Source organism: Microbispora corallina, assembly GCF_016863035.1.
Classification (GTDB): domain Bacteria; phylum Actinomycetota; class Actinomycetes; order Streptosporangiales; family Streptosporangiaceae; genus Microbispora; species Microbispora corallina.
In genome coordinates this window covers 154,926-179,756 of the sequence record NZ_BOOC01000014.1, presented here as the reverse complement: position 1 = coordinate 179,756, position 24,831 = coordinate 154,926, and the positions used below count along the sequence as shown (strand labels likewise).

At 72.1% G+C, this 24,831-nt stretch carries 24 protein-coding genes; 14 read left to right on the top strand and 10 right to left on the bottom strand.

The window, feature by feature from the left end; translation table 11 throughout:
* The first annotated feature begins 30 nt into the window (after window positions 1-30).
* The 7 genes from Mco01_RS17635 to Mco01_RS17605 all read left to right on the top strand — a co-directional run bounded on the left by Mco01_RS17635 (window position 31) and on the right by Mco01_RS17605 (window position 3,507).
* Window positions 31-264, top strand: a complete 234-nt coding sequence (locus Mco01_RS17635) for a DNA-directed RNA polymerase sigma-70 factor (protein ID WP_036332284.1) — start codon at window positions 31-33, stop codon at window positions 262-264.
* A 2-nt stretch (window positions 265-266) separates the two neighbouring features.
* Window positions 267-827, top strand: a complete 561-nt coding sequence (locus Mco01_RS17630; protein ID WP_239103693.1) for a Clp protease N-terminal domain-containing protein — start codon at window positions 267-269, stop codon at window positions 825-827.
* 139 nt (window positions 828-966) lie between these two features.
* Window positions 967-1,455, top strand: coding sequence for a hypothetical protein (locus Mco01_RS17625; RefSeq protein ID WP_204057962.1), 489 nt, complete (start codon window positions 967-969; stop codon window positions 1,453-1,455).
* Window positions 1,456-1,646: 191 nt separating this feature from the next.
* Complete coding sequence (locus Mco01_RS17620; RefSeq protein WP_204057961.1) at window positions 1,647-2,000, top strand: STAS domain-containing protein; 354 nt, start codon at window positions 1,647-1,649, stop codon at window positions 1,998-2,000.
* A 101-nt stretch (window positions 2,001-2,101) separates the two neighbouring features.
* Entirely contained in the window at window positions 2,102-2,476 is a 375-nt protein-coding gene (locus tag Mco01_RS17615) for an ArsR/SmtB family transcription factor (RefSeq protein WP_204057960.1), read from the top strand.
* Window positions 2,442-2,924, top strand: a complete 483-nt coding sequence (locus tag Mco01_RS17610; RefSeq protein WP_204057959.1) for an SRPBCC family protein — start codon at window positions 2,442-2,444, stop codon at window positions 2,922-2,924. The genes Mco01_RS17615 and Mco01_RS17610 overlap by 35 nt, the downstream gene beginning before the upstream one ends.
* Window positions 2,911-3,507, top strand: coding sequence for a TIGR03086 family metal-binding protein (locus Mco01_RS17605; protein ID WP_204057958.1), 597 nt, complete (start codon window positions 2,911-2,913; stop codon window positions 3,505-3,507). Before Mco01_RS17610 ends, Mco01_RS17605 begins: the two co-directional genes overlap by 14 nt.
* A 7-nt stretch (window positions 3,508-3,514) precedes the next feature.
* On the opposite strand, the gene Mco01_RS17600 is transcribed toward Mco01_RS17605, so the two are convergent.
* From Mco01_RS17600 to Mco01_RS17585, 4 genes are all read right to left on the bottom strand, one after another.
* Complete coding sequence (locus tag Mco01_RS17600; RefSeq protein ID WP_239103692.1) at window positions 3,515-3,949, bottom strand: STAS domain-containing protein; 435 nt, start codon at window positions 3,947-3,949, stop codon at window positions 3,515-3,517.
* 211 nt (window positions 3,950-4,160) lie between these two features.
* Complete coding sequence (locus Mco01_RS17595; RefSeq protein ID WP_204057956.1) at window positions 4,161-4,901, bottom strand: succinate dehydrogenase/fumarate reductase iron-sulfur subunit; 741 nt, start codon at window positions 4,899-4,901, stop codon at window positions 4,161-4,163.
* The gene (locus Mco01_RS17590) at window positions 4,898-6,823 is read right to left on the bottom strand and encodes a fumarate reductase/succinate dehydrogenase flavoprotein subunit (protein WP_204057955.1); all 1,926 of its coding nucleotides are present in this window, start codon (window positions 6,821-6,823) and stop codon (window positions 4,898-4,900) included. The genes Mco01_RS17595 and Mco01_RS17590 overlap by 4 nt, the downstream gene beginning before the upstream one ends.
* Window positions 6,820-7,623, bottom strand: a complete 804-nt coding sequence (locus Mco01_RS17585) for a succinate dehydrogenase cytochrome b subunit (protein ID WP_204057954.1) — start codon at window positions 7,621-7,623, stop codon at window positions 6,820-6,822. The genes Mco01_RS17590 and Mco01_RS17585 overlap by 4 nt, the downstream gene beginning before the upstream one ends.
* 188 nt (window positions 7,624-7,811) lie before the next feature.
* Between Mco01_RS17585 and Mco01_RS17580 the strand changes: the two genes are divergently transcribed.
* From Mco01_RS17580 to Mco01_RS17550, 7 genes are all read left to right on the top strand, one after another.
* Window positions 7,812-8,738 (top strand): LysR family transcriptional regulator, encoded by a 927-nt coding sequence (locus Mco01_RS17580; RefSeq protein ID WP_204057953.1) that lies wholly within the window; start codon window positions 7,812-7,814, stop codon window positions 8,736-8,738.
* Between the two features lie 72 nt (window positions 8,739-8,810).
* Window positions 8,811-10,028, top strand: coding sequence for a PP2C family protein-serine/threonine phosphatase (locus Mco01_RS17575; protein WP_204057952.1), 1,218 nt, complete (start codon window positions 8,811-8,813; stop codon window positions 10,026-10,028).
* 11 nt (window positions 10,029-10,039) lie between these two features.
* Window positions 10,040-11,602, top strand: a complete 1,563-nt coding sequence (locus Mco01_RS17570) for a sensor histidine kinase (protein WP_204057951.1) — start codon at window positions 10,040-10,042, stop codon at window positions 11,600-11,602.
* A 317-nt stretch (window positions 11,603-11,919) separates the two neighbouring features.
* Window positions 11,920-12,705, top strand: coding sequence for a succinate dehydrogenase subunit SdhC (sdhC, locus tag Mco01_RS17565; protein WP_051459068.1), 786 nt, complete (start codon window positions 11,920-11,922; stop codon window positions 12,703-12,705).
* Window positions 12,706-12,715: 10 nt separating this feature from the next.
* Window positions 12,716-14,602, top strand: a complete 1,887-nt coding sequence (locus Mco01_RS17560) for a fumarate reductase/succinate dehydrogenase flavoprotein subunit (protein WP_204057950.1) — start codon at window positions 12,716-12,718, stop codon at window positions 14,600-14,602.
* Window positions 14,602-15,354 (top strand): succinate dehydrogenase/fumarate reductase iron-sulfur subunit, encoded by a 753-nt coding sequence (locus tag Mco01_RS17555; RefSeq protein WP_204057949.1) that lies wholly within the window; start codon window positions 14,602-14,604, stop codon window positions 15,352-15,354. Before Mco01_RS17560 ends, Mco01_RS17555 begins: the two co-directional genes overlap by 1 nt.
* A gap of 175 nt (window positions 15,355-15,529) precedes the next feature.
* Window positions 15,530-16,312 (top strand): Clp protease N-terminal domain-containing protein, encoded by a 783-nt coding sequence (locus Mco01_RS17550; protein WP_204057948.1) that lies wholly within the window; start codon window positions 15,530-15,532, stop codon window positions 16,310-16,312.
* Between the two features lies 1 nt (window position 16,313).
* Here the strand turns inward: Mco01_RS17550 and Mco01_RS17545 are convergent, their stop codons facing one another.
* The 6 genes from Mco01_RS17545 to Mco01_RS17520 form a co-directional block, all read right to left on the bottom strand.
* Window positions 16,314-17,351 carry a hypothetical protein gene (locus tag Mco01_RS17545; protein ID WP_204057947.1) on the bottom strand — a complete coding sequence of 346 codons (1,038 nt, stop codon included), beginning with the start codon at window positions 17,349-17,351 and terminating at the stop codon, window positions 16,314-16,316.
* Window positions 17,352-17,488: 137 nt separating this feature from the next.
* The gene (locus Mco01_RS17540; protein ID WP_372444868.1) at window positions 17,489-17,881 is read right to left on the bottom strand and encodes a (deoxy)nucleoside triphosphate pyrophosphohydrolase; all 393 of its coding nucleotides are present in this window, start codon (window positions 17,879-17,881) and stop codon (window positions 17,489-17,491) included.
* Between the two features lie 15 nt (window positions 17,882-17,896).
* Window positions 17,897-19,039, bottom strand: a complete 1,143-nt coding sequence (locus Mco01_RS17535; RefSeq protein ID WP_239103691.1) for a C40 family peptidase — start codon at window positions 19,037-19,039, stop codon at window positions 17,897-17,899.
* Window positions 19,036-19,689 carry a hypothetical protein gene (locus Mco01_RS17530; RefSeq protein ID WP_204057945.1) on the bottom strand — a complete coding sequence of 218 codons (654 nt, stop codon included), beginning with the start codon at window positions 19,687-19,689 and terminating at the stop codon, window positions 19,036-19,038. The genes Mco01_RS17535 and Mco01_RS17530 overlap by 4 nt, the downstream gene beginning before the upstream one ends.
* 30 nt (window positions 19,690-19,719) lie before the next feature.
* Window positions 19,720-22,308: a type IV secretion system protein gene (locus Mco01_RS17525; protein ID WP_239103690.1), complete on the bottom strand. Its 2,589-nt coding sequence runs from the start codon at window positions 22,306-22,308 to the stop codon at window positions 19,720-19,722.
* Complete coding sequence (locus Mco01_RS17520) at window positions 22,305-24,782, bottom strand: ATP-binding protein (RefSeq protein WP_204057944.1); 2,478 nt, start codon at window positions 24,780-24,782, stop codon at window positions 22,305-22,307. The genes Mco01_RS17525 and Mco01_RS17520 overlap by 4 nt, the downstream gene beginning before the upstream one ends.
* Window positions 24,783-24,831 lie beyond the last annotated feature (49 nt).

The following is a 24,831-nucleotide window of genomic DNA, read 5'->3' as shown; positions in this document are numbered from 1 at the left end:
ATCTCTGCCACGTCAACCTAGGTTTACAGCATGAACGACACGGCGCAGCTGGCCAGCGACGCCGGCAGCCGCGACCCCGCCATCGGCCTGCGGGCCGTGCGGGCCCTGCGGGTGCTGGTGGAGCGGCTCGAAGCACTTCAGGTGGAGAACGCGCGCGACGCGGGATGGTCCTGGCAGGACATCGCGCTGCTGCTCGGGGTGTCCCGGCAGGCGGTGCACAAGAAGTACGCGGGTGGACGAGGACTGCTGAGGCGGGAGAAGTAACGATGTTCGAACGGTTCACGGAGACCGCCAGGAAGGTCCTTGTCCTGGGGCAGGAGAACGCGCGGCGGCTGCGGCACGACCATCTGGGCACCGAGCACCTGCTCCTCGGCCTGCTGGGACAGCCCGAGTCGCTGTCGGCCCGGCTCCTCGGGGGGCACGGCCTCGACCACGAGCGCGCGTACGCCGCCGTCGTCCGCATCCTGGGCACCCATCCGACCGGCGACATCGACGCCGACGCGCTGGAGTCGATCGGGATCGACCTCGCGGCGGTGCGGGAGAAGGTCGAGGCGGCCTTCGGCCCGGGCGCGCTCGACCGCCGTCCCGGGCGCGAGGAGCGGGGCGTCCTCGTCGGGCCGCGCAGGATCCCGCTCACGCCCCGGGCCAAGAAGGTCCTGGAGCTGTCCCTGCGGGAGGCGCTGGCGCTGGGGAGCAAGGACATCCGGGACGGCCACATCCTGCTCGGCCTGATCAGGGAGGGCGAGGGGCTGGGCGTGCGCGTGATGACCGACGCGGGCCTCGACCTCGCCGGTCTGCGCACCGAGGTCCGCGCCGGGCTCGGGTGACGCGACGACCTCGGCCCGGGTCCCGGCGCGGGTAAAGAGATGATCGGGAGGAGGGAGTCGCACCGGCCGGGCGGGTATCGAGGTGTCGTCCCGGTGCACGCGGTCGTCTCCGGGCCGTAGGGCGGGAAGAGGCGAATCCATGACAGATCGGCCCGACGGCCGTCGCGGCGGTGCTCGGAACGGGCGACGCCGGGCGGTGGTCGCCCTGACCGCGGCGGCGTGGGCCGCCGTCCCCGCCACCGCACACGCCACGTCACCCACACATGCCGCGCCGCCCGCACAGGCCGCGCCGCCCGCACAGGCCGCGCAGGCCGCGGTCTCCGGGCGCGCGGCGCCACTCGCACAGGCCGCGGTCGCGGGGCGCGCGGCGCCGCCCGGCCACGCCGTCCCGGCGCGCGGGGGCGGGGACGGCGGCGCGACGAACGTCAACGCGGGGAAGGCCTTCGGGAACATGGGCTTCGCCGTCGTGAACAGCCCCGCCATCCTCCGCGGCGACGAGAACCTCGCCATCAGCATCAGCGGCCAGACCGACACGCAGGCGGGCTTCTGCCGGAAGAAGGTCGAGCGCTGCCTGATCGACGCGAACACCTGGCTCTCCCGGCACGGCCGCCGCGGCGGGCACCACTAGACCCCCGTACGGCGGCGGGAACCGGCCGCCCGCGGCGCGGACCCGGCGTCACGAACGAGCACGCCGCGTGGCCGCGATGTACGGCCAGGCCACAGGTGTGCCACCGCATCGTCACGAAGGTTGCCTCCCCACCGCCTCGCGCGGTACTTAGGGGTGTAACTTCTCTGTAGATCTTCGGGACGAGGACACAGATGACCACGAAGCTTGACGTCAGGGTCGGGCGGGAGGCGGCCTACACGGTCGTCACCCTGGTCGGCGAGCTTGACGTCATCTCCGCCGACGGCCTGCGGGCGGCGCTCGGCAAGCTCCTGCTGGAGGAGCGGGTCAGGCTGATCGTCGACGCGACCGAGCTGACCTTCTGTGACTCGATGGGCCTGCGGATGCTGCTGGAGTACGCCGACCGCGCCACCCGCGCCGGCGGGTACATGCGGCTGGCCGGGGTGCGGGGGGTCTTCCGCCGGATCCTCACCGTCACCGGGCTGCACGCGGCGTTCCCCCTGTACGACACGGTCGCGGAAGCGGTCGCGGCCGACGCACCGAACTGACACCACCCCCAGCCCGTCCTAAGGACTTTCAACCCGATGGTTGTCTGACCCTTCCCTCAGGCGTACCATCGTTTCAACCGAAGGGTTGAAAGCGAGGAGTGATGACCGCCGACACGCTGTCCCTGGTCTTCTCCGCCCTCGCCGACCCCACCCGCCGCGACATGCTGGCCCGGCTCGCCGAGGGAGACGCGACGGTCGGTCAGCTCGCCGAGCCGTACGGGATGACGCTGCAGGCCGTCTACAAGCACCTGCGGGTGCTCGAGAACGCCGGGCTCGTGAGCCGGCGGGAGGGGCCGCAGCCCCGGCCGGTGCACCTGGAAACCGAGGTGTTCGACCTGATGGACGCCTGGATCGAGCGGTACCGGCGCCGGGCCGAGCAGCGGTACCGCCGCCTCGACGCCGTCCTGGCGGCGATGAACGACGACAGGGATGGAGCAGATCATGACCCGAACCACGGAGACGACCATCGAGGCTGACCGCGATGTGCCGATCGTCCGCATCACCCGCGAGTTCGCCGCGACGCGGGAGCAGCTGTTCCGCGCGCACACCGATCCCGTGCTGTTCGCGCGATGGATCGGCCCCGACGCCGGGGACACGCGGATCGAGCACTGGGACGCCCGCACGGGCGGCAGCTGGAGGTTCGTCTCGGTGCACGACGGCGTGGAGTTCGCCTTCCACGGCTGCTTCCACGAGGTGCGCCCGGACCGCATCGTGCAGACCTTCACCTTCGAGGGCGAGCCGGACGGCGTCGCGCTGGAGACGCTGTGGTTCGACGACCTCGGAGACGGCCGCGCCCGCCTGCGTACGCAGTCGCTGGTCGACAGCTTCGAGTCGCGCGACGCCTGGCTGGCGAGCGGCATGGAGGGCGGCGTCAACGAGGGGTACGCCAAGCTCGAGCGGATGATCGCCGATGGCGCTGTCTGAGCATCCCGCGGAGCGGCACCGCCAGGTCGGCGGCCTGTTCACCGACCGGGTCCGGGGAACCCGGTCCTGGGACGCGCCGTCCCCGGTCGCCGGGTGGACCGCCCGCGACGTCGTGCGGCATCTGACCGAGTGGCTGCCCGGGTTCCTCTCCTCCGGCGCGGCCGTCGACCTGCCGGCTGGACCGCCGGTGGACGTGGACCCGGCCGGCGCGTGGCGCGTCCACTGCGAGGCCGTGCAGGCGCTGCTGGACGACCCGGCGGCCGCGGACCGGGTCCTGGTCAACCCCCACATCGGCACCGTGCCGCTGGACCAGGCGATCGACCGCTTCTACACGACGGACGTGTTCATGCACACCTGGGACCTCGCCCGCTCCACCGGCCAGGACGACCGGCTGGACCCGGACCTCTGCGCGGAGTTGCTGGCCGGGATGGAGCAGCTGGAGGAGGTCATCCGCTCATCCGGGCAGTACGGCCCGCGGGTCGAGGTGCCGGAGGACGCCGGGGCGCAGGCCAGGCTGCTGGGTTTCATCGGCCGCGACCCCTTCTGGACCGCCGCCCGGGCCGGCGTGGATCCCGCCCGATAGCCCGCCGCTAGCGGTCGCCCGCCGTCTCGAACAGGCCGCCGAAATGGTCGCCGCGGTGGTCGCCGCCCTGTCCCCCGGCGTCGGGCGTCGAGGTGCCGTCGAGCGCATCGGCCACCGTGCCGTACTGCTCGAAGACCTTGCGGAGCCCGGTGATCGTCAGCACCCGGGCGAGGACGCCCTGCACTCCCGCCAGCGCGAGGCGGACGTTCGTCGCCTGCCCCCGCTGCAGCGCGGCGATGAGCTCGCTCAGCCCGCGGGAGTCGCAGAACGCGACCTCGCCGACCTCCAGCACGAGGACCGGCGGCGGGTTGTCCCAGACGCGCTTCAGCTCCTCGCGCAGGACGTGGACGGTACCCGCGTCCAGGTCGCCCGCAAGGCGGACGACGACCGCGTCGCGCTCCGCCGCGGACGCGACGCTGAGTGTTGACCGAGGACCGGACACCGACGGCATGCTCACTCCCTCGCCTGCGGATTCAGGGCAGGCGTGTCACCCCGACACAACGGACACGTTACCCGGGAGGAGGGCTGATTATGTTGCGCACAGCTGGAACGAAAGGCTTATTTACGCTAAGAGGCGCCCATGGGAGCTCGGCGGCGACATGAGCGGAGGGCGTCCGGCGGCCCGCCGGACGCCCTCACCGAAGGCGGCGCCCCTACTTCGAGGCGGCCTTAAGGTAGTCGGCGTTCATCCGCGCGATGGTGTCGAGGGGGATGCCCTTGGGGCAGACCGCCGTGCACTCGCCGGTGTTCGTGCAGCCGCCGAAGCCCTCGGCGTCCATCTGCTCGACCATCGCCCGCGCCCGGGAGGCCCGCTCCGGCTGGCCCTGGGGCAGCAGCCCGAGGTGGGTGATCTTGGCGGCGGTGAACAGCGAGGCCGAGCCGTTCGGGCAGGCGGCCACGCACGCGCCGCAGCCGATGCAGGTCGCGGCGTCGAAGGCCGCGTCCGCGTCCTTCTTCGGCACCGGCACGGCGTGGGCGTCGGGGGCCGACCCGGCCGGCACCGACACGAAGCCGCCGGCCTGGATGATCCGGTCGAACGACGACCGGTCCACCACCAGGTCCTTCACGACGGGGAACGGCGCGGCCCGCCAGGGCTCGATGGTGATCGTGGCGCCGTCCTCGAAGTGCCGCATGTGCAGCTGGCAGGTCGTGGTCGCGCGCTGCTCGCCGTGGGCCACGCCGTTGATGACCATGCCGCACATGCCGCAGATGCCCTCGCGGCAGTCGTGGTCGAACGCGACCGGCTCGTCGCCCTCCAGGATCAGCCGCTCGTTGAGGACGTCGAGCATCTCCAGGAACGACATGTCCGGAGAGACGTCCTCGACCCGGTAGGTCACCATCCGCCCCCGATCGGCGGGGCCGTTCTGGCGCCAGATCTTCAGGGTGAGGTTCACTTGTAGCTCCGCTGGCTCATCTTCACGTACTCGTACTCGAGCTCTTCCTTGTGCAGGACCGGGCCCTGCGGGGTCCACTCCCAGGCGGCGACGTAGGCGAAGTTCTCGTCGTCGCGCAGCGCCTCGCCGTCCTCGTCCTGCGACTCGGCCCGGAAGTGGCCGCCGCAGGACTCCGTGCGGTGCAGGGCGTCGACGCACATGAGCTCGGCCAGGTCGAAGAAGTCGGCCACCCGGCCGGCCCGCTCCAGTGCCTGGTTGAGCCCCTCGGTGTCGCCGGGCACCTTGACGTTGCGCCAGAACTCCTCGCGCAGCTCGGGGATCCGCTCCAGCGCCTTGCGCAGCGACTCCTCGGTCCGCTCCATGCCGCAGTAGTCCCACATGATGCGGCCGAGCTCGCGGTGGTAGGAGTCCGCCGTACGGGTGCCGTTGACGGACAGCAGCCGCTCGATCCTGTCGGTGACGGCCTGCCGGGCCTCGGCCACGTCGGCGTCGTCGACGGGCCCGAAGGTCCCGGCGCCGGCGAGGTAGTCGCCGAGCGTGGTCGGCAGCACGAAGTAGCCGTCCGCGAGGCCCTGCATCAGCGCGGACGCGCCGAGCCGGTTGGCGCCGTGGTCGGAGAAGTTGGCCTCCCCGATGACGAACAGGCCGGGGATGGTCGACTGGAGGTCGTAATCAACCCAGAGCCCGCCCATCGTGTAGTGGACGGCCGGGTAGATGCGCATCGGCACCTCGTACGGGTTCTCGCCGGTGATGCGCTCGTACATCTCGAAGAGGTTGCCGTACTTCTTCTCCACGGCGTCGCGGCCGAGGCGGGCGATGGCGTCGGCGAAGTCGAGGTAGACCCCGAGCCCGCCGGGGCCGACGCCGCGGCCCTCGTCGCAGACGTTCTTCGCGGCGCGGCTGGCGATGTCGCGGGGGACGAGGTTGCCGAAGGCGGGGTAGATCCGCTCCAGGTAGTAGTCGCGCTCGTCCTCGGGGATGTCGCCGGGGGCCCGGTCGTCGCCCTTGCGGAGCGGCACCCAGACGCGGCCGTCGTTGCGCAGCGACTCCGACATCAGCGTCAGCTTCGACTGGTACTCCCCGCTGACGGGGATGCAGGTCGGGTGGATCTGGGTGAAGCAGGGGTTGCCGAAGTAGGCGCCCTTCCTGTGCGCCCGCCAGATGGCCGTGGTGTTGCAGCCCTTGGCGTTCGTGGACAGGAAGAACACGTTGCCGTACCCGCCGGTGGCGAGCACGACCGCGTCGGCCAGGTGGGTCTCGATCTCACCGGTGACCATGTCGCGGACCACGACTCCGCGGGCCCGCCCGCCGCTGACGACGAGTTCGAGCATCTCGTGGCGGGTGTGCATCTCGACCGTGCCGGCCGCGATCTGCCGCTCCAGGGCCTGGTAGGCCCCCAGGAGAAGCTGCTGGCCCGTCTGGCCGCGGGCGTAGAACGTCCGGGACACCTGGGCGCCGCCGAACGAGCGGGTGTCGAGCAGGCCGCCGTACTCGCGGGCGAACGGCACGCCCTGGGCCACGGCCTGGTCGATGATGTTCACGCTGACCTGGGCGAGCCGGTAGACGTTCGACTCGCGGGCGCGGAAGTCGCCGCCCTTCACGGTGTCGTAGAAGAGCCGGTAGACGCTGTCGCCGTCGCCGCGGTAGTTCTTCGCGGCGTTGATGCCGCCCTGGGCCGCGATGGAGTGGGCCCGGCGGGGCGAGTCCTGGTAGCAGAACGACTTGACCTGATAGCCCAGCTCGCCGAGGGTGGCGGCGGCCGAGCCGCCCGCGAGGCCGGTGCCCACCACGATGACGGTCAGCTTGCGCTTGTTGGCCGGGTTGACCAGCTTGGCCTGGAACCGCCGGGTGTCCCAGCGGTCCTCGATGGGCCCGCCGGGAGCCTTGGCGTCGCGGATGGGCTCGCCAACGGTGTACTTCACTTGACCACTCCGATCATCACGGCGACGGGCGCGGCGAGGAAGCCGACCACGAGCACGGCCGCGACCGCGCCGGCGCCGGCCTTGAGCGCCCGGTAGCGGCGGGCCAGGCCCAGCGTCTGGAACGCGCTCCACAGCCCGTGCCGCAGGTGGAAGCCGACCATCACCATCGCCACCAGGTAGAACAGCGTCACCCACCAGCGCGAGGGCTGGAACCCGGCGACCATCCGCGCGTACGGCGTGGCGTCGCCGCCCTCGGGGTTGACCACGCCGAACGTCATGTCCAGCAGGTGCCAGATCACGAACAGCAGGATGATCACGCCGCCGTACCGCATGGTGTGGGTGGCGTAGCCGGACGCCTGCGACCTGCGGCGGGCGGCGTACTTGACGGGCCGCGCCTTGGCCGCGCGGCGCGCGAGCGACACGGCCGACCACATGTGCAGCACCACCGCCAGGGTCAGCACGATCTCCGTGATCGTCAGCAGCGTGCGGTTCGGCAGGGCCGGGGAGCCCATGGTGCGCAGCCACTCGGCGTAGTGGTTGAACGAGTCGGCACCCAGGAAGATCTTGAGGTTGCCCAGCATGTGGGCGACGAGGAAGAGCACGAGTACGGCGCCGGTGACCGCCATGACGGCCTTCTTGCCGTTGGAGGAGGCGGACAGGCCCCGGAGCCCGGACGGCCGGGGACGCCGCGGGCCGGACGACTTCGGCGGGCGCGCTGCGGGCTTGTGCGATGCGGGGGGCGGGGACACCTTCGTGGTCGCCAGCCCTCGCTCGACGGAGTGGTCAACAGTGGCTGTCACGTCTGCTCACGCTAGGTTCGCCGATTTCAGGCGTCCAAGTCATGACGGTTCTGGTTTCGATAGCCGGGGGCTATGCCCTCTGCGCCGTACGGCTCCCGCCGCGTCCGCGGCCGGCGCCGTGCGAGGAATCTCACATCCTCCGGCCCGGTCCCCGGGGACCGGAGACCATGGCCGTAGGCTGTGAAGACGTGCAGCTCCAGCAACTCGCGTACTTCGTCGCCGTCGCCGAGACCCGGCACTTCACCCAGGCGGCCGAGCGGGCGCGGGTGGCCCAGCCCTCGCTCAGCAAGCAGATCAGGGCCCTGGAGACCGAGCTCGGCGCCCCGCTGTTCAGCCGGGCCCGGGGCAACGTGACGCTCACCCCCGCAGGGGAGGCCCTGCTCCCCCTCGCCCGCCGGATGCTGGCCGACGCCGAGACGGCCCGGCGCGAGGTCGCCGAGCTGGCCGGGCTGCGCAGGGGCCGGGTGCGGCTGGGGGCGACGCCGTCGCTGTGCGCGGGCCTGCTCGCCGACGCCCTGGCCCTCTTCCATCGCGACTACCCGGGCGTGGAGCTGCGCGTCGAGGAGGGCGGCTCGCGCGACCTGGTGCGCGACCTGGCCCGGGGCCAGCTCGACCTGGCGCTCATCATCCTCCCGCTGCAGAGCACCGACCCCTCTCTCGTCACCGAGGAGATCCTCAGCGAGAACCTCGTGGTCGCCTCGGCGTCCGATCGCGGCCGGCGACCGTACATGCGGATAGAGGAGCTGCGCGGGCGGCCCCTCGTCATGTTCCGGCGGGGGTACGACGTCCGCGAGGCGACGCTGGCGGCCTGCCGGCAGGCGGGGTTCGAGCCGCGGTTCGCGGTGGAGGGCGGTGAGATGGATGCGGTGCTGCGGTTCGTCGAGGCCGGGCTCGGGATCGCCGTGGTCCCGTCGATGGTGCTGGAGAGCCGCCCCGGCCTCATGGGGACGCCGCTGCTGCCGGGGCTGCGCCGGACCGTGGCGCTCGCCCACCGCAAGGACGTCGAGCCCACGAGGGCGGCGCAGGCGTTCCGGGCCACCCTGCTGTCGTACCTCACCGAGGCGGCCGCGGACGGGACCCTCCCCCCGGGCGTCGAGGCGCTGGCCTCCTCGTAGTCCTGTGGACCGCCCCCACCTGACGGTAGCTTTGTCAGCGACCCGCACCTTCTACTCCGGCGAGAGGCGTCCGTGACCCCGGCCTCACCTGACCTGCCCGACCAGCTGTCCCTGCTGCTCATCGAGGACGACGCCGGCGACGCGTTCCTCGTCGAGGAGCTGCTGGCGGGCGCCGAGAGGCCGCCGAAGATCACCTGGGCCCGCTCGCTCGCGGAGGGCCGGGCCCGTCTCACCGACGACGTCCGGTGCGTGCTGGTGGACCTGTCGCTGCCCGACGCGTCGGGGCTGGAGGCCCTGGAGCAGGTGCTCGCGATGGCGCCGGACACGGCGGTGCTCGTGCTCACCGGCCTCGCCGACGCCCCCATCGGCGTCGACGCGGTGGCCGCGGGCGCGCAGGACTTCCTCGTCAAGCAGGACGTGGACGCCCGGCTGCTGATCCGCGCCATCCGCTACGCGATCGAGCGCAAGCGGGCCGACCTGGCGATGCGCGACCTGCTGGAGGAGCGCATCGTCCGGGGGGAGAACGCCCGGCTGGAGCGGGGCCTGCTCCCGGTCCCGCTGATCGACCCGCGGCTGCTGCACCACCAGTCCCGCTATCTGCCGGGCCGTACGGGCGGGCTGCTGGCGGGCGACTTCTGGGACACCGTCCAGACGCCGGACGGCGCGGTCCACGTCGTGATCGGCGACGTGTGCGGGCACGGGCCCGACGAGGCCGCCCTCGGCACGGCCCTGCGGATCGCCTGGCGCACGCTCGTGCTCGCCGGACAGACGGGCAACGACGTGCTGCGCACGCTCGACACGCTGCTGCGGCACGAGCGGAAGTCGCCGGAGATCTTCACGACGATGTGCACCGCGACCATCGCCCCCGAGCTGGACCGGGCCCGGATGCACGTGATCGGCCACCCGCCGCCGCTGCTGCTGCGCGACGGCGTGATCGACGTGGTCACCGACATGCCGTCCGGCCCGCCGCTCGGCATCTTCCCCGACGTCGAGTGGACGTCGCTCGACGTCCCGCTGGGCGAGCGCTGGTCGCTGCTGCTCTACACGGACGGGCTGATCGAAGCCACCGTCGGGGACGGCCGCGACCTGCTCGGCACCGAGGGCCTGCTGAACCTCATCAGGGCCCACGAGGGCATCGACCTCGACCGGATCATCGCGAGCCTCGGCGACGCGGTGCACGACGACGTGGCGGCCGTCCTCGTCGCGCGCGGCCGGGGTGCCGCGGCCGGCGTCCTCCCCCAGACGGCCCCGGCGCAGGACGGGCCTGCAGGAGGGCGAGCCGGGCGGTGAGCGTCACGGGGATGGAGCCGCTCCCCCCGCTGGCGCCCCCGCCGGGCCGGTCCGCGCTGCCGGTCGGCCGGTGGTTCCTGCTCGCCGGCACGGCCGTCGCCCTCGTCGTGGCCGTGGCCGTGACCGCGATCCTGATGGCGCTCGGCCAGACCCTGACGGCGCGGGACACCGTTGTCGACGTGATCGACCCGGCCGCCCTGCAGACGCTGAGGATCACCACCGCCCTGCAGGCCCAGGGCAGCGCGGTCCGGGCGTACGGGCTCACCAACGAGCGGCAGTACCTGGACGAGTACCGGCGTGGCGTGGCCGACGAGCAGGCCGCGACGGCGGCGATCCTGGCGCTGACGCCGCGGCTCCCGGAGCCGGACCAGGAGCGGCGCGAGCTGGAGCGCCTGTCCGCGGCCACCGCCGCCTGGCGGCACGACTACACGGAGAAGGTGGTGGCCGCGGTACCGACGGCGGGCACCGGCGCGCTCACCCGCGAGCTGGCCACCGTCAACGTCACCCGCTTCGCGGAGGTCCGGGCCGCGCTCGCGGCCCGGCAGGCCAGGCTCGACGCCCTCCACGACCTCGGCAGCCGGCGGCTCCGCGCGGGCTGGGACACCATCTACACCTCCGTGTGGGTGCTGATCGGCGCGCTGGTGCTGGCCGTCGCCGGCTGCACCGTGATCGTGCGCCGCGCGGTGACGATCCCGGTGGCCCGGCTCACCCGGCAGGTGCGGGCCGTCGCCGCGGGCGACTTCGACCACGAGCTGGGGGTCGAGCGCCCCGCCGAGCTGTGGGAGCTGTCCGGCCACGTGGACGGCATGCGGCGGCGCATCATGGCGGAGTGGCGGGCGGCGTCCGAGGCCCGCCGGCGGCTCGCCGAGCAGGCCGAGGAGCTCCGGCGGTCCAACGCCGAGCTGGAGCAGTTCGCCTACGTCGCCAGCCACGACCTGCAGGAGCCGCTGCGCAAGGTCGCGAGCTTCACCCGCCTGCTCGACCAGCGCTACGGGGACCGGCTCGACGACCGGGCCCGGCAGTACATGGCGTTCGCCGTCGACGGCGCCACCCGGATGCAGGAGCTCATCGAAGACCTGCTCGACTTGTCCCGGGTGGGCCGCACCGGGGGCGAGCGGGTGCCGACGGACTCCGGCGTGGCGCTGCGCGGCGCGCTGCGCAACCTCGACACGCTGCTGACCGAGGCCGGGGCCGAGGTCACGCACGATCCGATGCCCATGGTCGTCGGCAACGCGTCGCTGCTGACCCAGGTCTTCCAGAACCTCGTCGGCAACGCCGTGAAGTTCCGCTCGCAGGAGCCTCCACGGGTCCACGTCGGAGTGCGGCGCGACGGCGAGATGTGGGAGTTCTCCTGCTCCGACAACGGCATCGGGATCGACCCGAAGCACGCCGAGCGGATCTTCCTGATCTTCCAGCGCCTCCACCCTAGGGACGTCCACCCGGGCACGGGCATCGGGCTGTCGCTGTGCCGGAAGATCGTCGAGTATCACGGTGGCCGGATCTGGCTCGACACGGCGGCCGGGCCCGGCGCCACCTTCCGCTGGACGCTGCCCGCCGCCGGCGACGCCGGGTGAGCGCGCCGCGCCGGGGCGCGCCCGCCCGAAGAGCGAGCGAGATATCCTGCGTAAATACAACTGCACGCCGACGCGTACGTCACGGAACCCGGATGACCACGGGCGTTCACCTGCGCGGCACGGCAGATCCGCACGTTCTTCGCAACCGCGGTGAAACCGACGGGGACGTGACGGGAATCACAGTGGGGAGGAGTGACCCTCCTCACAGTTCGTGATGTGCTCGTCGTAATGTTGCCCCCACCAATACGCGCACGGCCACAGCAGTTCGGCGCGAGCGCTCCGGCGTGCGCGGAGTCAGTGAGGGTGGAAGGTCTCCGATGACCCAGACAACGGCCGAGAGCCCGGTAAGGAAACAACGCGCACAGCTGAGGGTGCGCACACTTCGCACCGACCGATGGTGGCTGGCTCCGGCGCTGACGTTCGCCGGACTCATGTCATTCCTGATTTACGGATTTTGGGCGATCTTCGACAAGAGTTACTTCGTCGATCCGTACATCGCGCCCTTCTCGTCGCCCTGCCTGGCGACCTCGTGTCCCCCAGGGGCGCGTTTCCTCGGGCTGGCGCCGTTCGGCGACTGGTACGGGCTGCCGCCCGGCCTGCTGATCCTCGGCCTTCCGGGTGGTTTCCGACTTACGTGCTACTACTACCGCAAGTCGTACTACCGCTCGTTCTGGCTGTCGCCTCCGGCCTGCGCCGTGGCCGAGCCGCACGGGAAGTACACGGGTGAGAGCCGCCTGCCGCTCATCCTGCAGAACATCCACCGATACTTCTTCTACGGCGCCCTGGTCATCGGCGCGATCCTGACGTACGACGCGATCCTCGCCCTGGTGCACAAGCCCGGCGGGCTCGGGACCTGGATCCTGATCGCCAACGCGGTACTGATCATGACGTACACGCTGTCGTGCCACTCCTGCCGCCACATCACGGCCGGCCGCCTCAACCACTTCTCCAGGCACCCGTTGCGCTACCGGGCCTGGACGTTCGTGTCCAAGCTCAACGCCAAGCACCAGCCGCTGGCGTGGGCCTCGATGTTCTCGGTCATGATCGCCGACCTGTACGTCCGGCTGGTCGCCAAGGGCGTCATCACCTTCCCGTTCGCTTAAGGATCTTCAAGTGGAGCGTCACGAATACGACGTCGTCGTCATCGGAGCCGGCGGAGCGGGGCTCCGCGCGGCGATCGAGGCGCGGCAGCAGGGCAAGCGCACGGCGATCGTCTGCAAGTCGCTCTTCGGCAAGGCCCACACGGTCATGGCCGAGGGCGGCGCCGCCGCCGCGATGGGGAACGTCAACTCCGACGACAACTGGATGGTGCACTTCCGCGACACCATGCGCGGCGGCAAGTTCCTCAACAACTGGCGGATGGCGGAGCTGCACGCCAAGGAGGCGCCGGACCGCGTCTGGGAGCTGGAGGCGTGGGGCGCGCTGTTCGACCGCACCAAGGACGGCAAGATCAGCCAGCGGAACTTCGGCGGCCACGAGTACCCGCGCCTCGCGCACGTCGGCGACCGCACCGGCCTGGAGCTGATCCGCACCCTCCAGCAGCGCGTCGTCGCCCTGCAGCAGGAGGACGAGAAGCTGCACGGCGACCCCGAGGCGTACATCAAGGTCTTCGCCGAGTGCACGGTCACGCGGCTGCTCAAGGATGGCGACGCCATCGCAGGCGCACTCGGCTACTGGCGCGAGACGGGCGACTTCATTGTCTTCGACGCCCCCGCTGTGGTGCTGGCCACCGGCGGCATCGGCAAGTCGTACGTCGTCACGTCGAACTCCTGGGAGTACACCGGCGACGGTCACGCGCTGGCCCTGCTCGCCGGCGCCAAGCTGATCAACATGGAGTTCATCCAGTTCCACCCGACGGGCATGGTCTGGCCCCCGTCGGTGCGCGGCATTCTCGTCACCGAATCGGTCCGCGGCGACGGCGGCGTCCTGCGGAACTCCGAGGGCCGGCGCTTCATGTTCGACTACATCCCGGACGTGTTCAAGGACAAGTACGCCACGACCGAGGAGGAGGCGGACCGCTGGTACGACGACCAGGCCAACAACCGCCGTCCGCCGGAGCTGCTGCCGCGTGACGAGGTGGCCAGGGCGATCAATGCCGAGGTGAAGGCCGGGCGCGGGTCACCCCAGGGCGGCGTCTTCCTGGACGTCTCGACCCGCCTGCCGGCCGCGGAGATCACCCGGCGGCTGCCGTCGATGCACCACCAGTTCAAGGAGCTGGCCGACGTCGACATCACCCGGGAGCCCATGCAGGTCGGCCCCACCTGCCACTACATCATGGGCGGCGTCGAGGTGGACGCCGACACCGGCGCGGCCTCCGTCCCCGGCCTGTTCGCGGCCGGCGAGGTCTCCGGCGGCATGCACGGCTCCAACCGCCTCGGCGGCAACTCGCTGTCCGACCTGCTCGTGTTCGGCCGCCGGGCCGGCGCCGGAGCCGCGGCGTACGTGGACGGGCTGCCCAAGCGGCCGACCGTGACCGGCGTCGAGGAGGCGAGGGCCGAGGCGATCCTGCCGCTGGAGCGGACCGGCGGCGAGAACCCGTACGAGGTCCACCACGAGCTGCAGCGGACGATGAACGACCTGGTCGGCATCATCCGTAAGGCGGAGGAGATCAGGGAGGCCCTCGAGGTCATCGAGAAGCTCAAGGAGCGGGCCAAGAACACCGCAGCGGCGGGCAGCCGGATCTACAACCCCGGCTGGCACCTCGCCATCGACCTGCGCAACATGCTGATCGTGAGCGAGGCCGTGGCGAAGGCCGCGCTGCTGCGTGAGGAGAGCCGCGGCGGCCACACCCGTGACGACTACCCCGGCATGTCACCCGAGTGGCGCAGGAAGCTGCTGCTCGTGTCGCTGACCCCGGACGAGTCGGGCGTGCGGATCGAGGAGAAGGTCCAGCCGAGCATGCGCGGCGACCTGATCTCCCTGTTCGAGCGCTCCGAGCTGGAGAAGTACCTCACCGAGGACGAACTGGCGGAGTACGACGCCGCGGTCAAGGAGTCGTGATGGGATACAAGGCGAAGTTCCGCATCTGGCGCGGCGAGGGCGGCGAGGGCCGTCTGGAGGACTTCACGGTCGAGGTGAACGAGGGGGAGGTCGTCCTCGACGTCATCCACCGCCTGCAGGCCACCCAGGCTCCCGACCTCGCGGTCCGCTGGAACTGCAAGGCCGGCAAGTGCGGCTCGTGCTCGATGGAGATCAACGGCCGGCCGAGGCTCGGCTGCATGACCCGGATGTCCACCTTCGAGGAGACCGAGACGATCACGGTCACCCCGATGCGGACGTTCCCCGTCATCAAGGACCTCGTGACCGACGTGTCCTTCAACTACCAGAAGGCACGGGAGATCCCGTCGTTCACGCCGCCGAGCGACGTCAAGCCCGGCGAGTACCGCATGCAGCAGGTCGACGTCGAGCGGTCCCAGGAGTTCCGCAAGTGCATCGAGTGCTTCATGTGCCAGAACGTCTGCCACGTGATCCGCGATCACGAGGAGAACAAGCAGGCCTTCGCCGGCCCGCGCTTCCTCATGCGGATCGCCGAGCTCGACATGCACCCGTACGACGTGCTGGAGCGCAAGGAGTCCGCACAGGAGGACCACGGCCTCGGGTACTGCAACATCACCAAGTGCTGCACCGAGGTCTGCCCCGAGCACATCAAGATCACTGACAACGCGCTGATCCCGATGAAGGAGCGCGTGGTCGACCGGAAGTACGACCCGCTGGTCTGGCTCGGCTCCAAGATCTTCAAGCGTTCGAGCTGACCTGGTGCCCTGGAGGCGCCGGCGGGGGTCCCCCCGCCGGCGCCTTCGGCGTTCCAGGGGCCCTGCGCCCCTCGCGGAGCGGCAGCCCGGGTTGTCGGACGCTTCTTGCGGTTGCCCTCACGAGGGATGCAACTATTGGTTGACATAGCCATGATGGCAACCTACGGTTGCGCGCATGATGCCTTCGGCTCCCACCCTCGAGTCCCTGATCGCGCAGGTCCGCTCCAGCTTGGCCGACGGACCCGCCCTGGACCGGCTCACGCTCGCGGTCGGCCTGGCGAACCGCCTCGGCGAGCTCGGCGAGAACCTGATCGGCTACTACGTCGACGAGGCCCGCCGCGACGGCGTGTCGTGGGCCGAGATCGGCACCCGGCTGGGGGTCAGCCGTCAGGCGGTGCAGAAGCGGTTCATTCCCAGTGACGCGGGCATGCGCAGACGCGGCCAGGACGGATTTTGGGACCGGGCGAGCGACGACCTGAAGACGGCCGTCACGCTCGCCCGCGAGGCCGCCCGCGCCCGGCGCAAGACCTACCTGGGCACCGAGCACCTGCTGCTCGGGCTGGCCGGGCAACCGGATCAGCCGACGGCACAGGCGCTGGCCCGCTGCGGCGCCGACACGGCGACGATCCGCGGCGCCGTGGACGGACGGGTCGGCGCGCCGCACGGCGAGCCGCTGCCGGACGAGACGCCGTTCACCCGGCCGGCGCTGCGCGCGCTACAGCACGCTCTGCGCGAGGCGCTGCTGATGAACCAGACGACGGTCGGCGGCGAGCACCTGGCCCTCGGCCTGCTCACGGTCGGCGAGGGCGTCGCGCACGATGTCCTGATCAACCTCGGCGTCGACTACGAACGACTGCGCGAAGCGGTGAAAGAGGTCACCACCGGTCCCGCGGCGCCGGCACAGAGCGAGCCGTCGGTCCAACCGGCGCCGGTCCGCCCCGAAGACGACCAGACCTGACCTAGCGGTCGGCGGGCGGTTCGCCGGGGAGGGGATACTGCGCGGTCCGCTCCGGAGCCGGAGCAGCCGCCGGGCGGGCCGTGGCGTCGGTCCAGGGGCCCGGCTGCGGCTCGCCCACCGCGGCCCCCCAGGGGTCGGCCGGCCACTGCGGCTGGACCGCGCCCTCGGGCTGAACGGGCGCCTGGGCGCCCATCTGCGCCGGGTCCATGTACGGGTAGCCCTGCGGCGGGTACGGCGTCGCGTAGCCGTAGGGGGCCGGGTACCCGTACGGCTGCTGCGGATACCCCATCGCGTACGGCTGGACCGGGACGAAGCCGACCATCGGCGCGTACCCGGGGCCTGCGGGGTATCCGGCGAGGTCGTCGCCGCGGCCGGTCCTGGCCGAGCGCGGCCCGGCCTTGCGCACGGCCGCCGCATGGGCCATCCGGCGCAGCCGGCCCTCGAAGATCAGCCAGGCGAGCAGCGCCACCAGCACCAGGACGGCGGCGGGGATCGCGAGCCGGTGGCTCAGCGTCACCTTGTCGTACTGCGGGGTGGCGTTGCGGATCTCGACCGGCACCGTCTGCGGCTCGGGCTCCTCGAACGACACGGCGGGCGACGGCGTGGGCGTGACGTCGGGCGTCGCAGGGGCGAGCGTGACGCCGCCGGCGTCCGGGGTCGGCGTGGTGCCGGTGTCCGTGACGTTCGGGACGACGGCCTGCGTCGTCGGGAACGTCGCGGGCGGCTGCTCGACCGTGCTGGCGGGCGGCGGCGCGGCGCTGGTCGTCGCCGGCTTGTGCGTGACGGCGTGGGTGGGCGTCGGCGTGACGGTCACCGTCTTCGTCACCACGGGGTCGCCGGTCGGCCCGGGCGTCGTGGTGACGGTCACGGTCACCACCGGGTCGCAGTTCTGCCCCTGGGTGGGGTCACAGGGGTTGACCGGGTCGGCGCCCGCGCGCTGCGGGCCCACGATCGGGGCGAGGATCACCACGGCCACGGCCGTGATCGCCAGTGAGGCTGCAGCCGAGGACGCCGCTCTCAGCTGTGCGCGTCCTGTCACCGCTTGCCTCCATCGCCGCCGGGGCCGCCAGGGTCACCGCCGATTCTAGTTCCGTAAACTAACAGCAAAGTCCGATCTTGGGTACGTATCGGTGTCTTCTGCCGCAGTGGTTGACGATGCCCGAGTCGGAAAGGCTGTCAGGCCCCGCCCCACAGCAGCTTCTCGACCGTCGCGACGATCGGGAGGTCGGCGGGCAGCCAGTCCACGTCGTACAGCTCGTGCGCGGCCAGCCAGCGCAGCGCCAGGTGCTCCAGCGGCGCGGGGACGCCCGATTCGATCGAGGCGAGCCACACCCGCATCAGGTAGCCGTTCCCGAGCGGCCAGTCGCCGCCGACCTGACGGCCCACGACGACCTGGACGCCCAGCTCCTCCTGGCACTCGCGCACCAGCGCCTCGTGCTCGCTCTCGCCCGGGTCCACCTTGCCGCCGGGGAACTCCCACCCGCCGCGCAGGGCCGGCGGCTCGGCCCGCTGCGCGGCCAGCAGCCGTCCGCCGTCCACGATCGCCGCCCCCACGACGAGCCTGTGCATGGCCTCCATGAGCGACTACGTTAGAGCCCGTTTGAGCTGCTCGACGACGTCCTCGTTCTCCAGCGGCCGGGTGAAGCCGACGATGTTGGGCCGGTCGCCGTACGTCGTGACCTTGATGGGCCCGCACAGCGTGCACCGCGCCTCGATCATCTTGCCCGGCGAGACCACCATGCCGACGTGGCCCGGATGGTCCTTCGACGTCCCGGGACCCGCGTTGAAGAACACCAGGTCTCCCGGCTGCTCGCTGCCCGGCTGGACGCGGACCCCGAACGGCCACTGGCCGAACGTCGTCCGCGGGATGGACAGCCCGGCGTTCCGGTAGGCCATGTAGATGATCCCGGAGCAGTCGAAGGCGTCCGGTCCCGTCCCGCCCCACCGGTACGGCTTGCCGCGCTGGGCCAGGGCGTACTCGAGGATCGTGCGCACCACGTCATCGGGGGCCGAGGCGACGTAGGAGGAGTCGCACGCGGGGTCGGCCTCGGGCGGGAGTTGGATCTGGCCGTTGGCGGCGTACCGCCGGGCGATCTCCAGGACCTGGTCGACGTACCAGGTGGCCCGGTTGTAGACGAAGATGGCCCGCTTGAGGTCGTCGGGAGCGCCGTTGCGCTTGAGCATCCTGGCCGCGCCGAGGATCGCGTCGGCGGGGTCGTAGATGTCGCCGTACCCGTCGCCGTCGCCGTCCGAGGCGTATCCGTTCACGTCCGGCCCGATCTTGATCCTGGTCTTGCCGCCCCACGTGCTGACGAGGAACTGCATGGGCCCGGCCGCGCCCGCGTAGTTGGTGCCGCTGCTCACCCCCGGCAGCGAGGAGCGGCCGTGGTCGGTCTCCCGCTTGCCGATCGCCGCGAGCACGTTCCACTGGACGCCGATCTGCCTGCCGAACTTCTTGTACAGCTCCAGGTAGTCCCGCGGGATGTCGGTCTGGGCGGTCGCGGAGACGTCGGTCCCGGTGGCCGCCTCGGCGCAGTCCTCGGCGTTGCGGCCGCCCAGGAGGACGGACGGCGAGGGGGTCATGAGGATGATCGAGCCGAACAGCGTCATCGGGACGATCAGCGCGAGGGCGACGGCGATGGCACGCCACGACCGCCCGCCCGAGGCGAGCCGGCGCAGCCCGCCCCGCCGGAACACCTCGACGGTCGATCGCGGCGGCGCGGTCACGGGTTGCTGTCCCCGTCCTGTCCCGCGTCCGCCGGCTCCATGTCGTACACCCGCCAGTCGGCGCCCACCTTGACGACCGTCACGGCGTACTGGTCGTCCTGGTCCTTCTCGCCGGTCCGGTCGGTCACGTGCCGCAGGGCGTCGACGACGAGGACGACCTGGTTGGCGGTGACGTCCCGGATCGTCCGGACCTTGGCCGTGCCCCGGGAGACGACCTGGTCGGCCTTGTTCTGGCTCACCAGCGCCGGGTCGGTCATCGCCCGGGTGAGCTGCGCGCCGAACTCCACGGTCGCGAACGCCTTGAGCCGGTTCGCGAAGGCCGCCGGGTCCTCGCCGTACTGGAAGGTCCCGTACGACGCGGTGAAGCGCCGGGCGAGATCGGCGGCGGCGCCGAGCTCCTCCCGCGACAGCGGCAGATAGGCGTAGACGTCGAACGTGCCGGGGGTCGTCGCCACCTGGCTGGGCGCCGCCGCCGGGGTCGTCGCGGCGGCCGTCGGCGCGGCGGCGCCGAGCGACTGCTCCCGCTGCCCGCCGCCGTCGTCGCCGGAGGGCGGGCTCATCGTCAGGTACACGCCGACGGCCGCCAGCACCAGGACGGCGGCGGCGAAGGCGAGCGCTTTCCCGCGGTCGCGGCTCGGGCTGGTCGTCATCCGTGCCTCATCCCGTGTCTCGACCCGCCGTCAGTCGCCGTCGCGGTCGGACGGCCGGGCCCAGAAGGGACCGGAGGCGTCGGAGGCTCCGTTCCCCCCGCGGCTCGGCAGCCACAGAGGGGGCGCCTCGGCCGACCGCGGCCGGCTGGAGGACGAACCGCCGTCACGGGGCGGCGCCGGCCGGGACCGGCCGCTCTCCTGCCGGCGCGACGAGCCGCCGAAGATGCCGCCCCCGGAGGAGCCCGACGAGCCCGACGAACCGGACGAGGAACGGCCGCCGAAGAACCCGCCGGACGAGCCTCGGGACCCGCCGCCCTGCCGGGAACCGCTCTGCCGCGATCCGCCCTGCCGGGAGCCTCCGCCGAACAGGCCGCCGGAGCCGCCCCCGGAGCCCGAGCCCCCGGACGGGCGGGACGCCCAGCCGCCCGACCTGCCGCTGAACCAGCCGCCGCCCGAGGCCGTACCGGACGCGACCCGGCCCGCGCCGGTGGCGGCGGGCGCGCCGGAGGCCGTGCCGGACGCGGTTCCCGGGACGCGGGCCGCGGGCGAGGACGCCTCGGGCGCCGTGCCCGTGCCCCGCGCCGCCGGCGAGGGAAGCCGGACGGACGAGCCGGGCCGGCCCGAGCCCGCCGGCCGCACGCCGGAGAGGTTGAGCGGGGGCGCCGACCCCGGGCGCGGGGCGGCGACGCCGGCCTTGCGACGGCCCGCCGACTGCGCGTCGGTCTCCAGCGGCACGGGCTGCGCCCCCGCCCGCCCGCCGGTCGCGCCCGCCGTCGCGGGCACGCCCTCCTCGCCCCGGACCCGTCCCTGGGCCACCGACGTCGCGGCGGCGGCCGCCGTCCCGGCCGACGCGGCCATGGCTGCGGCGCCGAGCACCGGCTCCGCCTTGCGCAGGCCCCACCGGCCCGCACGGGCCGCGGCGACCGGAGGCAGCGCGTTGGCCGCCCGGGACAGGGTCGGCGCGGACGCGGCATCGCCCAGCATGCGCGTGGTGAGCGTGTGCCCGTCCATCGAGGCGAACAGATGCTGGAACGGCCGCCGGTAGAAGAACACGGCGATGGTCAGCAGCGCCATGAACAGGATCTGCATGCCCCACGGCAGCGCCGTCGAGATGATCAGGGCGTAGCCGTACACGAGGATGCCGAGCACGAGGGCCAGGACGGCCTGGCGCAGCAGGGTGCCGACCAGCATCTCCACCCAGCGCATCGCGATGATCCGTCCCGAGCCGGGATGCACGCCGATGAGCAGGAAGACCGGTCCCAGCATCAGCAGCAGCAGGAACCCGACCTTGAGCACCAGCAGCGACACGGCCACCAGGAAGATGAGCAGCCCGGCCACCATGGCCGCGATGAACGCGCCGATCGCGATGCCGAGGCGGCTCGTCCAGTCCTTGCCCTGGAGGAGGAAGAAGATCGGGGTGTTCTCCAGCGGCTTGGCGATCTGTTCCTCGAACTGCTTCTGGTGGCTGTCGCCGCTCGGCATCTGCCCGCCGGCCTGCTCGTCGCGATCGATGGCCTGGAGGTTCAGCAGCTTCGCGCCGAAGTCGCGGACGACGGGGGCGCCCGCGTCCGCCGTGCCGAACTCGCCCATCAGCCACGGCTTGCACACCAGCGTCGACCAGAGGGCGTCGGCGTTCTGGTCCACGCCCGCCGTGCCCTGCCTGCCGTACCCGCCGGCCGTGACCTGCGCGTTCGTGTCACCCTTGGCGGGCAGGCAGGACGCGCCACCCGCGCCGGGCAGCCCGGCGAACGCCGAGTTGACGACCTCGCCGGTCTTGTCGGTCACGGTCTTGCCGAGGCCGGTGAAGTCGCCGGGACGGCTGAAGAACCAGATCGCGACCGTGACCGCGAGCACCATCCAGATGACGCCCTCGGTGGTCGTCGTGGCCCGCTTGCGGATCAGCCCGAACCAGGCCAGCCAGATGGCGCCCAGGATGACGATCGGCCGCAGGTACGGCCAGTACATGGCGTCGGCGAGGTTGGTGACGACCTTGTCGGCCACGTCCTTGATGGGCTGGATCGGCCCCTCGGTGGCGGCGGCCTGGTAGGTGCTGATCGTCAGCCTGTCGACGGCCTTCGCCCAGGAGAAGACGGTGTTGGCCCACGCGTTGCCCAGGACGGCCGTCACGTCGGAGCAGCCCAGGCCGTACGTGTGCCAGAACTGACCGGCCATGCCGTACCGGTCGTAGTTGGTGGGGGGCTCCTTGGGGGCCGCGCCGGCGGCGGCGGCGCCGGCCCCGGGGGTGGTGCCCGCGGCGGCCGTCGAGCCGTCCGGGGGCGGAGGCTGGACGAGCCCGTCGACGCCGCCTCCCACCATCTCGGGGGCGAGGTCGGACGACAGGTCACAGGGGCCGACGGCGCTCGCCGAACCCGTCGGGAAGACCAGAGGCAACGTGACGAACGCGGCGAAGGCCACGAGCAGCAAAGCCACCCGGCGCCGTAACCGCCCGCGCCGCGGCCGGGAGGGCGGCCGGTCGCCGTCCGCCGCCGCGCTGTGGAGGCGCCGGACCCGCCGCGTCGCGCCGGGGCGCTCCGGAACGCTCCCACGCCACGGCCGGCCGGCCCTCCGCCCCGGGTCCTCGGGACCCTTCTGGGCGGGAACGCTCCTGCGCACGCTCACGACCGCACCTCCTGCGCGACCCCCGACCGACTGGAGCCCCCGTCAAGAAGATCATGCCCGTTCTCGCCCGGCCTGTCGTGGGTCGGATTGGTGTCGAGCCATCGCAGCAGCTCCTCCGAGATCAGGTCCACCCCGATACGGCCGGCCCGGCCGTCCAGATCTCGGAACAGGCACTCCCCGTTGCCGAGGGAGCGCAGCGCGGCCTTGTGCTCCTCGGAGGGGTCGACCCCGAGAAGCTCCATCACGTGCTCGACCTCCACGCGCTCGGTCGAGCGGAACGCGAACACCGACGACAGGCAGTTCGTCACCTGCTCGTTGAGCAGGTCTCCGGCGTTCTGGGACACCAGCACCAGCGCCGTGTTGCGGGAGCGGCCCATGCGGGAGACCTCCGGCACGAGCTTGGCGCCCTCGGGGGTGGAGGTGATCGCCCACGCCTCGTCCAGGAAGATCGCCTTCGGCGTGCGCCGGTCGAGCCCGTTCATCAGGCGCCGCGCGAACTGGGACACCAGGTAGAGCAGGGCGACCGAGAGCCGCTGCTCGTAGGAGTAGTCGTCCCGGACCGTCGTCACGTCGGGCAGCGTGAGCCCGCCCAGCGTGAACACCGTGGTCCAGCCCTCGGTGTCGATCTGCTCGCCGCCGGAGGGGTCGAAGCACAGCCGGGCCAGGTGCATCTCGGACATCGACCGGAGCACCGCCCCCAGGTTCTTCGACGCCGGGTCGGCCGACTGCTCCAGGTGGTCGACGACCTTGCCGAGCGAGGGGTCGGGCTCGTTCGAGACGGCCGCCACGGCCTGGATCATGGCCGACTCGCGCTCCTCCGACATGCGGGGAAGCAGCAGCCGCAAGGTCTCGGTCGCCATCGTCTTCTTCGCCGCGATGTCGTCGCCGAAGGAGAACGGGTCGAGCAGGCCGGGCGCGGCCGCCCCCAGCGGGATGACCCGGGCCCGCCGCCCGCGGCGCTGGAGGAGCTGGACGAGCGACTCGGCGTCGCCCTTGGGGTCGATGACCGCGACCGTGACGCCGCGCAGGGCCATCTGGTAGATCAGCAGCAGCGCCAGCGTGGTCTTACCGCCGCCCGGCTCGCCGGTGACGGCGATGGCGGTCGGCCGGTTCCGCGTCGCCGCCACCAGGGGGTCGAAGTGCACGATGCTGCGGGCCCGCCCCAGGGTCTCCCCGATGTACGGCCCGATCCAGCCGGCGTTCGACTCGTCCACCCGGTCGCCGAGCTCCACGGTCGCGGTCGCCATGCCGCCCGCGATCGTGCGGAGCGGCTGCCGCTGGGCGTACGCGTTGACCCGCAGCCGCTCCCCCGGCAGGGCCTCGCAGAACAGCGAGAACTGGTCGCCTGTGGAGTTCACCACGTCGATGCCGAGGTCGCGGTAGTGCTCGACGACGGCCTCGACCCGCTGGACGCAGATCTCCTCGGTCGGCGCGCTCACACTCAGCCGGTGCCAGCCGTACACGAACGGGAGCCGCTCCTTAGTGATGCCGTGCTCCAGCATGCGGGCGGCGTCGATCTGCTCGGCCAGCGCGAGCGGCGCCTCCGCCCCGGCCTCGCGGATGTGGATGTCCATGTCGCGCGCGTGCGCGAGCTTGCGGGCGACGTCCTTGCTCGCCCGCACGGGCGGGATCAGCCGCATCCGGCTCGACACCTCGACCGGGAACGGCAGCTGGTCGGCGAAGTGCAGCCACGGCTCGCCGTCCGGGAACGGCATCAGGTCGGGGAACCGGGCGAACGACAGGTGGGCGGTGTAGGAGTCGCCCGACGGCTGCTCGATCCGCAGCAGCGACCTGCCGTTGTGGATCTGGCCCTCGACCAGGGCCTCGATCTCGCCCCTCCCCCATCTCCTGCGCGGGGTCGCCGAGGGCGCCGGCTCGCCGAGCCCGCCGGAGGCGGCGTGCTGGAACAGCCACGCGATCTCCGGGGAGGTGGCGTGGCGGGCGTACAGCGCGCTGGACGCCAGGGCCCGGCCCAGGCGCTCGGCCGCCTCGGTCCAGCGGGCGATCTCCCGGTCGGGGACGTGGTCGTCCTCGATGCCGAGCGCCTTCTCGCTGCGCTGGTAGAAGCCGAACAACTGGGCCAGCACGCCGGTCCCGAGCTGGGCGCCCCGCGGCCCGAGCCGCACGCCGAGGTAGACCTCCTTGTTCCAGAAGTCCTTTGCCCAGACGTGGCGGTACATCTCCTCCAGGTACTCCCGCCAGCCCGGGCCCTCGTCGGAGGTGGTGTTGAGCGCCATGGCCCACTCCGCCGCCGGGTAGGCCCGGTGCGCGATGCGCAGGTGCACCTCGGCGTCCGCCATCCGGATGGCCGCCAGCGCGATCGTGATGTTGGTGGCCAGCGCCTCGCGCTCCTCGGGGGTGAGGAACTCGTAGCTCACCGTCGGCAGCCGGAAGTAGGCCCAGGCCGCCGCGTCCGTGAGGAGGACCCGGTCGTCGAAGTACCGCACCGCCAGGCGACTGCGCGCCCTGCTCATCTGACGCTCACCAGCTTCCCCGATCGGAGGAGGGATGACGCCCGGCCCG

Excerpts from the sequence above, each read along its gene's own strand:
- Mco01_RS17635 (WP_036332284.1), top strand. The coding sequence starts at position 31 with ATGAACGACACGGCGCAGCTGGCCAGCGACGCCGGCAGCCGCGACCCC.
- Mco01_RS17630 (WP_239103693.1), top strand. The coding sequence starts at position 267 with ATGTTCGAACGGTTCACGGAGACCGCCAGGAAGGTCCTTGTCCTGGGG.
- Mco01_RS17625 (WP_204057962.1), top strand. The coding sequence starts at position 967 with ATGACAGATCGGCCCGACGGCCGTCGCGGCGGTGCTCGGAACGGGCGA.
- Mco01_RS17620 (WP_204057961.1), top strand. The coding sequence starts at position 1,647 with ATGACCACGAAGCTTGACGTCAGGGTCGGGCGGGAGGCGGCCTACACG.
- Mco01_RS17615 (WP_204057960.1), top strand. The coding sequence starts at position 2,102 with ATGACCGCCGACACGCTGTCCCTGGTCTTCTCCGCCCTCGCCGACCCC.
- Mco01_RS17610 (WP_204057959.1), top strand. The coding sequence starts at position 2,442 with ATGACCCGAACCACGGAGACGACCATCGAGGCTGACCGCGATGTGCCG.
- Mco01_RS17605 (WP_204057958.1), top strand. The coding sequence starts at position 2,911 with ATGGCGCTGTCTGAGCATCCCGCGGAGCGGCACCGCCAGGTCGGCGGC.
- Mco01_RS17570 (WP_204057951.1), top strand. The coding sequence starts at position 10,040 with ATGGAGCCGCTCCCCCCGCTGGCGCCCCCGCCGGGCCGGTCCGCGCTG.
- sdhC (WP_051459068.1), top strand. The coding sequence starts at position 11,920 with ATGACCCAGACAACGGCCGAGAGCCCGGTAAGGAAACAACGCGCACAG.
- Mco01_RS17555 (WP_204057949.1), top strand. The coding sequence starts at position 14,602 with ATGGGATACAAGGCGAAGTTCCGCATCTGGCGCGGCGAGGGCGGCGAG.
- Mco01_RS17550 (WP_204057948.1), top strand. The coding sequence starts at position 15,530 with ATGATGCCTTCGGCTCCCACCCTCGAGTCCCTGATCGCGCAGGTCCGC.
- Mco01_RS17540 (WP_372444868.1), bottom strand. The coding sequence starts at position 17,881 with ATGCACAGGCTCGTCGTGGGGGCGGCGATCGTGGACGGCGGACGGCTG.
- Mco01_RS17530 (WP_204057945.1), bottom strand. The coding sequence starts at position 19,689 with ATGACGACCAGCCCGAGCCGCGACCGCGGGAAAGCGCTCGCCTTCGCC.
- Mco01_RS17520 (WP_204057944.1), bottom strand. The coding sequence starts at position 24,782 with ATGAGCAGGGCGCGCAGTCGCCTGGCGGTGCGGTACTTCGACGACCGG.